Here is a 12,810-nt window from a genome sequence, read left to right on the forward strand (position 1 = left end):
TGGCCGATACAATGCTCCCAGAGGCCACTATGATCTGTTCAGACCAGATGATTTTACTGAACTTTTGTTTTTTGTATTTTTAATGCAATTAACTTATTGATAATTAATGGATATGAGTAGTTTTTTAGTGTTTATGCTCTATTTTTTGACTTGGTGAGATCTATGTCAGATTTTTGTAAGTAACATTTAATAGATGACTGTTCCGTAAGGCTGAGTGTGATCTGTGTTTTAATTTGTTATTATTTGAAAAATTAGTTTTAAGTCCGCATATGAAGGGTGTTTCCTGCCCAAATTCTCTATGTTTCTCTCAAAACATAGGTGAGTTAAATTTGTTCGTTTTGATGTTTTATTGATGGCTTTATGAATAGTGATTTTTAAGAAGTGAGTGCTCAAAAGATGGAAACACCAGTCGTTGATTTGTGGCTTTGTTCTCTAAGCAATTTGGATGAAGGTACTGATCATGTGTCGTGCCTTAAACAGAAACTGACCGACGATGAAGTCGCTAAGGTTGAGCGTTATCGAATGCCTTCATCTCAGATCCAAGCGCTCTATGTTCGTAACTACTTACGAGAGGTTCTGTCGATCTACTCTGATTTGACGGCTGAAGAGTGGCGATTTGAGTATGGTGAAAAAGGCAAACCAAGCTTGATTGCAGAGCAGCAACACAAAACCGGACTGAATTTCAATATTAGCCACAGTCAAGATCATTTACTGATTGCTGTCTGCCGAACGAAAGGGCAACCACTACAGCTTGGGGTGGATATAGAACATGCAAGAAGCTCGACCAACATCGCGGCGATCATGAAGCATTACTTTTCGGAATTTGAGATTAACGATTTACTCGAGCTGGATGAGGTATCTCAAAGAGAACGTTTTTTTGATTTGTGGGCACTGAAAGAGTCGTACATCAAAGCGACAGGTAAGGGGTTGGCCACATCATTGAAAAGTTTTTCGTTCGATTTTTCCAATCTAACTCAACAAACGCTGCCAGTTCATTCGTCGGGTTTACGACCAGAGTTACATGGAGGAATCATTGTCCATAACGGTGTAGGGTTGGATGCTGCTGAAAATGACAATACTTCAACAGATTGGCAATGCAGTTTAGGAAGGCTGGATAACCAGTTTCGATTTGCCGTGACGCTTGGTGGAAATTTGCTACCCATGCAGATAGAGATGAGAACCTTTTCGTTGTCTCATCTCTTTTAAGCGAGTTTGGTGAGGTGAGGTAAGATGAGGTTAGTTCGTTTCGCCAAGCATCGCTTTTAATACTTCAGCAGGCACGGGTTGTAGTTGCTTGTCTTTATCTAAACAGACCATTTCGATATCACCAATCACCGCAGGTTTGGTTGCATCTTTACGCCACACTTCTTGTCGCCATAGCGTTTTGTATTTGCCATCGAGTTCAAAAGAGGTTCGGATGTCGCAGATCTCAGCGAATTCAACACCATCTTGAAAAGTCATGTTGGCTTTATAGACCGCAAAACCTAGTCCGTGCTCGTTCCATAATTCAGCCAGTTTATCGCTACCCAAGACATGTTCGCGCGCACGCTCAAAGTATTTTAGAAAGTTAGGGTGATAAACCACACCTGAGTGATCGGTATCTTCATAGTAAATTTGTACTGGGTGATGGTAGATCTGACTCATTAGTATCAACTCTTGGTAAGTAGTGGGGCTGTAAATCTGACTAAGTTGTGCAGCACTCTACAGGATAGGTCGAAATTACTTCAAGGCATCATCGGCAATGTGGCTCTTGGTCAGACCTCATTCGGCCGTATCCATTAGTGATGCGTTGGTCAACTCCCACCCATTTACAAATATTCTATGTGTCATTTCCCACCCATTGATTTTTGCAGCGAGTTGGTGATTGCAGCAGGCAGATATTATGAAGCCTTATGGTTAAAGGGTTGTTAATGGTTTGTGTTAATGTGGCGCGCTAATTGCCTTAGTGAAAGCACGCAGTTCCCATTGAAGGGCTGTTTTGTTTACTAAGGAGAATAATAATGTTTAAGCCTCTTACCCTGCTGTCTGTCTCTGCTCTGGCGCTCACAAGTTTTAATGCTGCTGCAAACTGTGACCCTGGTGAAATCGTGATTAAATTCAGTCATGTAACCAATACCGATAAGCACCCGAAAGGCATCGCCGCTTCTTTACTGGAAGAGCGAGTAAACACAGAAATGAATGGAAAAGCTTGTATGCAAGTTTTCCCTAACTCAACACTTTACGATGATAATAAGGTACTGGAAGCCCTGTTAAATGGTGATGTTCAAATGGCGGCGCCATCGCTGTCAAAATTTGAGAAGTTCACTAAGAAATACCGCATTTTTGACCTTCCTTTCCTATTTGAAGACGTAGAAGCCGTTGACCGTTTCCAAAACTCAGAATCTGGTGAAAAGCTGAAGAACGCGATGAAGCGTCGTGGCCTGCAAGGTCTTGCGTTTTGGCACAATGGCATGAAACAGATGTCGGCGAACAAACCTCTTATCAGCCCTGAAGATGCAAAAGGTTTGAAATTCCGTGTTCAAGCATCGGATGTATTGGTGGCTCAGTTTGAACAACTAGGCGCTAACCCACAGAAGATGTCTTTCAAAGAAGTGTACGGTGGCTTGCAAACTAAAGTTATCGATGGTCAAGAGAACACATGGTCAAACATCTACGGTAAGAAGTTCTTTGAAGTACAAGACGGCGTGACCGAAACTAATCACGGTATCTTGGATTACCTAGTTGTAACGTCAAACGACTTCTGGAAAGACCTACCTGAAGATGTACGCACACAGCTTGACACTATCGTTCAAGAAGTGTCTGAGACGCGTAACGCAGAATCTTCAAAAGTTAACCTAGCGAACAAAAACAACATCATCGAAGCGGGTGGTGAGGTTCGTACACTTACGCCTGAACAGCGTGAAGCATGGGTAGCTGCACTTCAACCAGTATGGAAGAAGTTTGAAAAAGACATCGGTTCAGACCTTATCGATGCAGCGTTAGCTTCAAACCAATAACACCGCTAAGGGAGTGGCGAGTATTCGTCACTCCTTATTAAAACAATTATAAGCGGAGTCAATTATGGAAAAGCCTCAAATGGAACAACCAAATTCTAGCGAATCAGCACTGGAAACCTCTCTTTTTTCCAAAGTCGGAAGAGTTACGGATGTGATTGAAGAGTCACTAATCGCATTTTTCCTTGGCGCAATGACGCTACTTACTTTTGCCAACGTGGTATTTCGATACGCATTCAATGACAACATCTTATGGGCACTGGAACTGACCGTGTTCATGTTTGCTTGGATGGTGTTAGTGGGCGCATCTTATGGCGTTAAAAAACACTTCCACATTGGTGTTGATGTGATCATCAACCTTGCCCCAGAAAAGCTACGCAAAGTGTATGCGCTCATCGCCGTGACAAGCTGCCTAGCATTTTCAATCTTACTGCTTATCGGCTCTTGGAATTATTGGTACCCATTCGCGACCGATCGCGCATGGTACGAGACCGACGATATTCCAATGCCAGAGATGCTTCAGTTTCTTGCTGACTGGCTGAATGAAGGCGAGCGATACGAGAAACTACCACGTTTTATTCCTTATATGGCGCTGCCGATTGGCATGGCAATGCTGACGTTCCGTTTTGCTCAAGTTGCTTACCAAGTCGTAACAGGCAAGCTTGACCGCATGATTGCAGGACACGAAGCCGAAGAAGAGCTGGATGCGTTGAAAGCAGACGTGCTAGCGGGCTCTGACGAAGATGCGACAGCGGTATTGAATTCGACTCCGCAGAACAAAGCGAATGAGTCGAGTACAAAATCTAACGTTAAGGAAGACTAATCATGGCAATGTTATTTCTATTTTTAATGGTAATTGCTTTCATGTTGGTCGGTGTACCAATTGCAATTTCCCTCGGTTTATCGAGCGTAATATTCTTATTGATGCACTCAGATGCGTCATTAGCTTCAGTCGCACAAACGCTGTTTAATGCATTTGCAGGCCACTACACACTCTTAGCGATTCCTTTCTTTATTTTGGCCTCTAGCTTCATGTCTACTGGTGGCGTGGCGAAACGTATTATCCGTTTTGCTATCGCGATGGTAGGTTGGTTCCGCGGCGGCTTGGCGATGGCGTCGGTTGTGGCATGTATGATGTTCGCAGCCCTTTCTGGTTCATCTCCTGCAACGGTAGTGGCGATCGGTAGTATCGTTATCGCAGGTATGATCAAAAACGGTTACTCAAAAGAGTTCGCGGCAGGGGTTATCTGTAACGCGGGTACTTTGGGTATCTTGATTCCGCCGTCCATCGTGATGGTGGTTTACGCGGCTGCGACCGATGTATCGGTAGGTCGTATGTTCTTAGGTGGCGTTATTCCTGGTTTGCTGGCGGGTGTGATGTTGATGATTGCTATCTACATCGCAGCACGTATTAAGAAGATTCCGGCACAGCCATTTGTGGGCTGGGGCGAGATGTTCGCAGCTGCGAAAGATGCGAGCTGGGGCTTGCTGCTGATTGTCATCATTCTAGGTGGTATCTACGGCGGCATCTTTACTCCGACAGAAGCGGCGGCAGTGGCTGCGGTGTATGCCTTCTTCATTGCCAACTTTATCTATAAAGATATGGGACCGTTTGCGGACAAGAACAACACCAAACCAGCGCTGGTCAAGGTGTTCCAAACGCTTTTCCATAAAGACACCAAAGACACGCTTTACGATGCAGGCAAGCTGACGATCATGCTGCTGTTTATCATTGCCAATGCTCTGATTCTTAAGCATGTACTGACCGAAGAACGCATTCCTCAAATGATCACTGAGTCTATGCTATCTGCGGGCTTGGGTCCGATCACCTTCTTGATTGTAGTGAACGTTTTACTCTTGATTGGTGGGCAGTTCATGGAGCCATCAGGCTTGCTGATCATTGTTGCTCCTTTGGTATTCCCAATTGCAATTGCGCTCGGTATCGACCCAATTCACCTAGGTATCATGATGGTGGTGAACATGGAGATAGGGATGATAACGCCGCCTGTCGGGCTCAATTTGTTTGTGACCGCAGGTGTCGCGAAGATGTCGATGATGAACGTGGTAAAAGCCGCATTGCCGTGGGTTGGGGTGATGTTCTTATTCCTGATTATCGTCACTTACGTACCTTGGGTATCAACATGGTTACCAACCACCTTGATGGGACCAGAGATCATAACCAAGTAGCTATTTGAGTCATTCACTGACATGGAATTTAATCCATAAAAAATGAGGAGGTCGCTAGACCTCCTCATCTATATTTCTGCCACGATTTGAATGAGGCTTTATCTGCTCATACAAAGCGCGTTTTGCCTCTAATTCTGGCGTGTGTAGATCGACATGATTGTCAGCATAAAAAATACCATCTATCTCGAAAGTATCGGTAATCGATGGCACTTTTGTTTTCTCACCCATAACCACTTCCTTATTATATTTATTGCATAACATCCTGTTGTCGAAATAAGTATAGGTGATCTTGCTCCCAAATCTAATTTAGTTTGGTTCTACCTTATAAGATTCTTTCGTTAGCTGGTGCTTTTGCATCTTATCGTAGAGGGTTTTCCTCGGTAATTGCAGCCTCTCCATGGTCTCTTTTATACTGCCATTGCATTCAATAAGTGCCTGCTTCAACGTGTTTTTTTCAAAGTCAGATACCAATTCTGCCAAAGACAGTTCTTGAGTAGTTTCAGTGGCGCTGTCTGATAAGTGAGAAAGCTTACCTAAAAGTACAAAACGCTCTGCAGTATTACGTAATTCTCGAACATTTCCCGGCCAATCATGAGCCAAAAGTGCGTGCAGCTCCTTTTGTGGAAGGGCAGGGGCAGTCTTGCCATAACGCGCCGCAGCGACCAGTAAGAAGTGGTGGAAGAGTGCTGGGATATCTTCTTGTCGGCTTCTTAACGGCGGTAAATCTAAGGTCACAACATTGAGTCGATAATAGAGATCTTGGCGGAAAGAGCCTTCTTCAGCGGCTTTCTTTAGGTCGACTTTGGTTGCTGCTATCACTCGAATATCTAGTGGCACTAAACCGTTTGAACCAACTCGCTCAATAACGCGTTCTTGTAAGACGCGTAATAGGCGAATTTGTGCCTGCATCGGCATGGATTCAACTTCATCTAAGAATAGAGTTCCGCCTTGAGCAAACTCGAATTTACCCACTCGCTTGCTTTCTGCGCCCGTGAATGCCCCTTTTTCATGGCCATACAGTTCACTCTCAATCAGGTTTTCAGGAACAGCACCACAGTTGACCGCGACAAAGTTTTGCTCTCGACGGCTGCTTTGTTCATGCAGAGAACGTGCTACTAACTCTTTACCTGTACCTGTCTCGCCAAACAATAATATATCGGCATTGGTGTCGGCAATATGGGTGATGATGGAGCGCAGCTCAGTCATGGATTGCGTATCACCAATGATTCTAGGGCCGAGCGCTTGGCTGGCTTTGAGTGAACGTTTTAACTCAAGGTTCTCTAGTGTGAGCTGACGTTTTTCTATCGCTCGCTTAGTGGTTTCGATTAGGCGTTCATTAGCGAAAGGTTTTTCAATGAAGTCATAGGCGCCGTATTGGATGGCTTGAACGGCCATTGAAATATCGCCGTGACCAGTAATCATGATCACGGGGATCTCTTTGTCTTTGTGCATCACGGTGTTGAGCAGATCATGCCCGGATAGACCTGGTAGACAGATATCAGTGATGATCACGTGAGGTAAGCCGTTTTCTTGAATCGCGAGCAGAGCAGACTCCGCATCGGGAAAGAATTCGGCATCAATGTCGGCGAGCTCGAAGCTCTGTTCAATCGCCATTCTTAGATCGGATTCATCATCAATGAAATAGACGTGACACATAGTGATTCCTTTACTTCTTTGTATTCTGGTTATTGCTGAGTTTTTGTTTGCTGTTCATGTCCAACAAGGGGCAACTCTATGCTGATTCGAGCACCGCCTTGAGGGCTACTACCGGTAACGAGCTTGCCATTTATTCCGTTGATTATTTGTTGAGAAATCGATAGCCCAAGTCCAAGTCCGTTTTTCTTGGTGGTATGGAAGGGTTCAAAAAAGTTTCCGCTAGAAGGGGAGGTGAAGCCGGGGCCGTTATCATCGACATTAATTAGCAAGGTATTGGCTTGTTGATGGTCGGACTCTCTAATCTCTAACAGAATAGCTAATTGTTTGTCATCTTGTTGTTCCACCGCCTGAATCGCGTTGGTCAGCAGGTTAATGATCACCTGTTCCAGTTGAATGGCGTTGGCGAGCACGCAAGCATCAAAGGTCTCAGGGAGTTCGTTGACCTTAACTCGCTCGCTCTTGAGTTGTGGCTTCATCAGCTCTTTCGATGAATGTAAAACTGGGAGTATTTGTAAGGTGTGTAGCTCTTCCGCAGTAGATTTTTTGGCGAACGAGCGAAGCTGGTGGCTGATTTTCGCCATACGATCAGTGAGTGCCGAGATTCGCGATAGATTGTCATCGACACGATCGGTTTTTTCTTTGGCAAGAAACAATCGGCCGTTGTCGGCATAACTGCGAATCGCGGCAAGCGGGTTATTCAGTTCGTGACTGATGCTCGCTGACATCTGCCCTAGCACTGCTAGTTTGGCGGCTTGGATGAGCTCGTCTTGGGTTTGCCTCAGAACATGCTCGGTTTCGATACGGTGTTTGATCTCAACATGTAACTCCGATGTACGTTCAAGCACTTGAAATTCGAGTTTTTGCTTGGCTTCGGATTGCAGCCTGTCTATCTGTGCTCGTCTTTGTTGTCTATGGTGGTTGAGCTGCATTGTTAGATAAATAATCGCAAAGATTAGGCTCAAAACCACAAGGTAAGCAACCAAGTCCCACCAAACTAAGTGGGTTGGAGAAAATACCCGTATGGTGAGTCTTGGTTCGGCTAGGAAACGCGAAGAACTAAAGAACTGCTCTTGGACGAGTTTGTGTGGCGACTCAATACGACTGGTGGCACTGTCTAAATCGCCGGAGAAGTGCAGGCTTTCTATTTTTGTATCGAGATACTGCCTGCTTTCTTGAATTCGAGTGTGTTGTACTTCGCTTAGCGGCTGAAGGCTTTTGAACAGCCACTCAGGGTTACTCGACATAAATACAATTTGATCTTTATCGTCAGCAACAAAAAAACTCTGTTTGCCTTTCCAACTTGCTTCAATCAGCGATAAATCCATCTTTACGACAATGACGCCAATAATCTCGGCGGCATAGGAGACGGGGTAAGAATAATAATAGCCTCGCTTTCCAGAGGTTGAACCTAGCGCAAAATATTGATTTTCATTGCCAATAATCGCTTCTTGAAAGTAGGGGCGGAAAGCAAAGTTACGGCGAATAAAAGAACGCGGTTGATTCCAGTTACTGGCTGCAATGGTGGTGCCGATACTGTCTAGTAGGTAGGTGTCGGATGCTTGAATCACCGAGTTTACGTGCTCTAGATAACGATTAGTGAGTTCGATTTGCGCAGAGTTACTTGGAGAGTGCAGGGCATCGACCAGCTCTTTGTCTTTTGAAAGCAGCTCGGGAATGTGCGCGAACTTATCCAATTGGCTTGAAATATGAACAGAAAAGCGGTCCAGCTTAGATTGATGATCATTTAACAAACTTTCATGGCTCGTGCTCCACACCCAATGACCGCCAAACACCATCAGTAAACTGTATGTGACCATTAACAGTATTGGGATTTTAAAAGCTTGAAACATGAAGGCTCTCCGCTGATTTCTTTGGTAAACAATCAAGCCTGTCTTCTCTCGTTTATGGTAGCAAATAGCGGTAGTTTTTGCTGAAAGCAGAGAGTGAACAGATGGATGTAGGTTAAGGGTTTGTAACGGGGATTGTTGAAAAAGTTATCGACTCTGAGGGGTAAAACAAGAGCAAGATCTCTTTTTAAGGTTTTTAGCAAAAAAAGCCCTCGATTCCCTTGAAAAAGTCGCTATTGTCCCCATTTCTGTTGTGCTAAGTGATGATTTGATCGTTTTTGTATCACTTAGTTGGACGAATTTAGAGCATTCATCATCATGCAGAGGTGAACGGCTCGACAGAGATTAAACAGATCGCTAGAATGTCGCGTCTAAAATTTCTGTCCTGAGGCTAATCGGAGATACCTTTCTTGTTTCTGAAAACAAGCTTTATTGCGTTTTAATCGACGTGTGAAGAACGAAGATATCGCTGATTAGTCTGGTGTTTGGTTGAATAATCAATTCAGACATCAATGCTCGATTTTAAATTAGGTGTTCGGATAGAGCACTACACAAGGATGCAGCCAACAACGTCTGCTTTTGAATTAAAGCTAAGTTACGGCTCATATGCTCAGATTACTGAGCCAGTTTTGAGGTTTATATAATGCAAGTTACTGTTGAAACGCTAGAAGGCCTAGAGCGCCGTCTTAATATTACTGTTCCTGCTGCTAACATCGAAGATGCAGTTACAGCTGAACTACGCAACATCGCGAAAAACCGTCGTTTCGATGGTTTCCGTAAAGGCAAAGTGCCAATGAAGATGGTTGCTAAAATGTACGGCAAAGCAGTACGTCAAGACGTGATGGGCGAAGTAATGCAACGTCACTTCATCGAAGCGATCGTTAAAGAGAAAATCAACCCAGCTGGCGCACCTACTTTCGCACCAGTTGAAAACAACGAAGGCGCTGACCTAGTATTCAACGCAACTTTTGAAGTTTACCCAGAAGTTGAGCTGAAAGGTCTAGAAAACATCACTGTTGAGAAACCAGCAGTAGAAGTTAAAGAAGCTGACGTTGAAGAGATGATCGAAACTCTACGTAAGCAACAAGCAACTTGGACTGAAGTTGAAGCTGCTGCTGACGCTGGTTCTCGTGCAACTATCGACTTCGTTGGTTCTATCGACGGTGAAGAGTTTGAAGGCGGCAAAGCTGAGAACTTCCCACTAGAGATGGGCGCTGGTCGCATGATCCCTGGCTTCGAAGACGGTATCGTTGGTAAAACAGCAGGTATGGAATTCGAAATCGACGTAAACTTCCCAGAAGATTACCACGCTGAAAACCTAAAAGGTAAAGCAGCTAAGTTCTCTATCAAGCTGAACAAAGTTGAAGCTCGTGAACTTCCAGAACTAAACGAAGAATTCGTTGCTAAGTTCGGCGCAACTGACGGCGTTGAAGGTCTTAAAGCTGAAGTTCGTAAGAACATGGAGCGTGAGCTTAAGCAAGCTGTTAAGAACCGCATCAAAGAGCAAGCTATCGACGGTCTAGTTAACGAAAACAACATCGACGTACCTTCTGCTCTAATCGATCAAGAGATCGGTGTTCTACGTCAACAAGCTGCTCAACGTTTCGGTGGCAACACTGAAGCTGCTGACCAACTTCCACGTGAGCTGTTCGAAGAGCAAGCTAAACGTCGCGTAGTTGTAGGTCTTCTTCTTGGTGAAGTAATCAAGACTGAAGAGCTAAAAGCTGACGACGAGAAAGTTAAAGCTATCATCGAAGAGATGGCTACAGCATACGAAGATCCAACAGAAGTTATTGCTTACTACGAGCAAAACGAGCAAATGATGAACAACATGCGCAATGTTGCTCTAGAAGAGCAAGCTATTGATGCAATCATCGCTAAAGCTCAAGTTTCTGATAAAGAAGTTAGCTTCAACGAGCTAATGAATCAGCAACCTGCTTAATATAGTAATATCTGACGTAGAAGGTTGACGTACGGTCAACAATTCTGCTAACAATGGTCCGTATGATTTAATCATTCGGGCCATTTATTTTAGGGACATAAGAATATGAGCTACCAAGAAAAAAATACAATGCCATCGATTATGGACGCACTAGTTCCTATGGTGGTTGAACAGACTTCCCGTGGTGAACGTTCTTACGATATTTATTCTCGTCTATTAAAAGAACGTATCATTTTCTTAACAGGTCAAGTGGAAGACCACATGGCAAATCTTGTCGTGGCTCAACTGCTTTTCTTGGAATCAGAAAACCCAGACAAAGATATCTATCTTTACATCAACTCACCTGGCGGTAGCGTAACAGCAGGCATGTCTATCTACGACACAATGCAGTTCATCAAGCCAAACGTGAGCACAGTATGTATGGGTCAAGCTTGCTCTATGGGTGCATTCTTACTAGCGGGTGGTACTCCTGGTAAGCGTCACGTGCTTCCAAACTCACGTGTAATGATTCACCAGCCACTTGGCGGCTTCCAAGGCCAAGCGTCTGATATTCAAATTCACGCGCAAGAGATCCTAACGATCAAACAAAAGCTAAACAAACTATTGGCAGAGCACACTGGTCAGCCTCTAGAAGTTGTTGAGCGCGATACAGATCGTGATAACTTCATGTCTGCTGATCAAGCAGTAGAATACGGCTTGGTGGATTCAGTTCTTAATCACCGCGGTCAATAATTGCAGGGCAATTGTTTAACGCAAAGTGATTCAAATTGATATACACTCAAGCATAGAGAGTTAAGGCTAAGAGGTTAGCGAATGACAGATAAAAGCAAAGAGGGTGGTAGCGGTAAACTGCTTTACTGCTCTTTCTGTGGCAAAAGCCAACACGAAGTTCGCAAGTTAATCGCAGGTCCTTCTGTTTACATTTGTGATGAATGTGTCGATCTTTGTAACGACATTATTCGTGAAGAAATTAAAGATGTTCTTCCTAAGAAAGAATCGGAATCGCTGCCAACGCCGCGTGAGATTCGTGAGCATCTTGACGACTATGTAATCGGTCAAGAATACGCGAAGAAAGTGCTAGCAGTTGCAGTTTATAACCACTACAAGCGTTTACGTAATGGTGATACGACAGCTGAAGGCGTAGAGCTAGGTAAGAGTAACATTCTTCTTATCGGTCCTACTGGTAGTGGTAAAACACTACTGGCTGAAACATTGGCTCGTTTCCTAGACGTTCCTTTCACAATGGCAGACGCAACAACACTAACCGAAGCGGGTTACGTGGGCGAAGATGTTGAAAACATCATCCAGAAGTTGCTTCAGAAATGTGATTACGACGTAGCGAAAGCGGAACGCGGCATTGTTTACATCGATGAAATCGACAAGATTTCTCGTAAAGCTGAAAACCCATCAATCACGCGTGACGTGTCTGGTGAAGGTGTACAGCAAGCTCTACTAAAACTTGTTGAAGGTACAGTAGCTTCAGTTCCACCTCAAGGTGGTCGTAAGCATCCACAACAAGAGTTCTTGCAAGTGGACACGTCTAAGATCTTATTTATCTGTGGTGGTGCGTTTGCAGGCCTAGATAAAGTGATTGAACAGCGTGTAGAAACAGGTTCAGGTATCGGCTTTGGCGCAGAAGTGCGTTCAAAAGATGAAACCAAAACTATCGGTGAATTGTTCACTCAAGTAGAACCTGAAGATCTAGTGAAATATGGTCTGATTCCAGAATTCATTGGTCGTCTACCTGTGACAACAACACTGACAGAGCTTGATGAAGAAGCGCTAATCCAAATCCTATGTGAGCCAAAGAATGCACTTACAAAACAGTACGCAGCATTATTTGAGCTTGAGGATACAGAGTTAGAATTCCGTGAAGATGCTTTACGTGCCATTGCTAAGAAAGCAATGAACCGTAAAACAGGTGCTCGTGGTCTACGTTCTATCTTGGAGGGTGTTCTACTAGAAACTATGTACGAACTGCCATCTTCAACTGATGTAAGCAAGGTTGTGATTGATGAGTCGGTAATTAATGGTGAGTCAGAACCACTATTAATTTACAGCAACTCAGATAACCAAGCAGCTGTTGCAGAGTAGGTCTTTTTTAGACAAGTCACTCAAATTGAAAAAGGAGGTAAGCAATTACCTCCTTTTTTTTATTCTTCCATTGAATCCAGTCGTTTAAGCC

General features: G+C 44.1%; 11 protein-coding genes and 1 pseudogene. 8 read left to right on the plus strand and 4 right to left on the minus strand.

The window, feature by feature from the left end; all coding sequences use genetic code 11:
- The first annotated feature begins 396 nt into the window (after positions 1-396).
- Positions 397-1,206, plus strand: coding sequence for a 4'-phosphopantetheinyl transferase superfamily protein (locus AB4138_RS19330; RefSeq protein ID WP_372307318.1), 810 nt, complete (start codon positions 397-399; stop codon positions 1,204-1,206).
- 30 nt (positions 1,207-1,236) lie between these two features.
- Here AB4138_RS19330 and AB4138_RS19335 read toward each other — a convergent pair whose 3' ends face one another.
- The gene (locus AB4138_RS19335) at positions 1,237-1,644 is read right to left on the minus strand and encodes a thioesterase family protein (RefSeq protein WP_121603497.1); all 408 of its coding nucleotides are present in this window, start codon (positions 1,642-1,644) and stop codon (positions 1,237-1,239) included.
- A gap of 356 nt (positions 1,645-2,000) precedes the next feature.
- On the opposite strand from AB4138_RS19335, the gene AB4138_RS19340 reads away from it, so the two are divergent.
- From AB4138_RS19340 to AB4138_RS19350, 3 genes are all read left to right on the plus strand, one after another.
- Positions 2,001-2,996: a TRAP transporter substrate-binding protein gene (locus AB4138_RS19340; RefSeq protein WP_372307321.1), complete on the plus strand. Its 996-nt coding sequence runs from the start codon at positions 2,001-2,003 to the stop codon at positions 2,994-2,996.
- A 64-nt stretch (positions 2,997-3,060) separates the two neighbouring features.
- Entirely contained in the window at positions 3,061-3,816 is a 756-nt protein-coding gene (locus tag AB4138_RS19345; protein ID WP_372307324.1) for a TRAP transporter small permease, read from the plus strand.
- Between the two features lie 2 nt (positions 3,817-3,818).
- Positions 3,819-5,180, plus strand: coding sequence for a TRAP transporter large permease (locus AB4138_RS19350; protein ID WP_136981877.1), 1,362 nt, complete (start codon positions 3,819-3,821; stop codon positions 5,178-5,180).
- Between the two features lie 54 nt (positions 5,181-5,234).
- On the opposite strand, the gene AB4138_RS19355 is transcribed toward AB4138_RS19350, so the two are convergent.
- From AB4138_RS19355 to AB4138_RS19365, 3 genes are all read right to left on the minus strand, one after another.
- On the minus strand, positions 5,235-5,408 hold the full coding sequence (locus AB4138_RS19355; RefSeq protein ID WP_017060624.1) for a hypothetical protein: 174 nt from the start codon (positions 5,406-5,408) through the stop codon (positions 5,235-5,237).
- Between the two features lie 78 nt (positions 5,409-5,486).
- Entirely contained in the window at positions 5,487-6,836 is a 1,350-nt protein-coding gene (locus AB4138_RS19360) for a sigma-54 dependent transcriptional regulator (protein ID WP_102393527.1), read from the minus strand.
- 29 nt (positions 6,837-6,865) lie between these two features.
- Positions 6,866-8,686 carry an ATP-binding protein gene (locus tag AB4138_RS19365; protein WP_372307326.1) on the minus strand — a complete coding sequence of 607 codons (1,821 nt, stop codon included), beginning with the start codon at positions 8,684-8,686 and terminating at the stop codon, positions 6,866-6,868.
- Positions 8,687-8,849: 163 nt separating this feature from the next.
- Here AB4138_RS19365 and AB4138_RS19370 point away from each other — a divergent pair.
- The 4 genes and pseudogenes from AB4138_RS19370 to clpX all read left to right on the plus strand — a co-directional run.
- Positions 8,850-9,032 (plus strand): annotated as a pseudogene (locus tag AB4138_RS19370) (hypothetical protein); the annotation flags it as partial.
- A gap of 294 nt (positions 9,033-9,326) precedes the next feature.
- Positions 9,327-10,625, plus strand: coding sequence for a trigger factor (gene tig / locus AB4138_RS19375; RefSeq protein WP_017065881.1), 1,299 nt, complete (start codon positions 9,327-9,329; stop codon positions 10,623-10,625).
- 105 nt (positions 10,626-10,730) lie between these two features.
- Complete coding sequence (gene clpP, locus AB4138_RS19380; RefSeq protein ID WP_004736080.1) at positions 10,731-11,357, plus strand: ATP-dependent Clp endopeptidase proteolytic subunit ClpP; 627 nt, start codon at positions 10,731-10,733, stop codon at positions 11,355-11,357.
- A gap of 81 nt (positions 11,358-11,438) precedes the next feature.
- Complete coding sequence (clpX, locus tag AB4138_RS19385) at positions 11,439-12,719, plus strand: ATP-dependent protease ATP-binding subunit ClpX (RefSeq protein WP_009847283.1); 1,281 nt, start codon at positions 11,439-11,441, stop codon at positions 12,717-12,719.
- Positions 12,720-12,810: the final 91 nt, after the last annotated feature.

It is taken from the genome of Vibrio sp. 10N.286.52.C3 (assembly GCF_041468865.1).
Lineage (GTDB): Bacteria > Pseudomonadota > Gammaproteobacteria > Enterobacterales > Vibrionaceae > Vibrio > Vibrio crassostreae_C.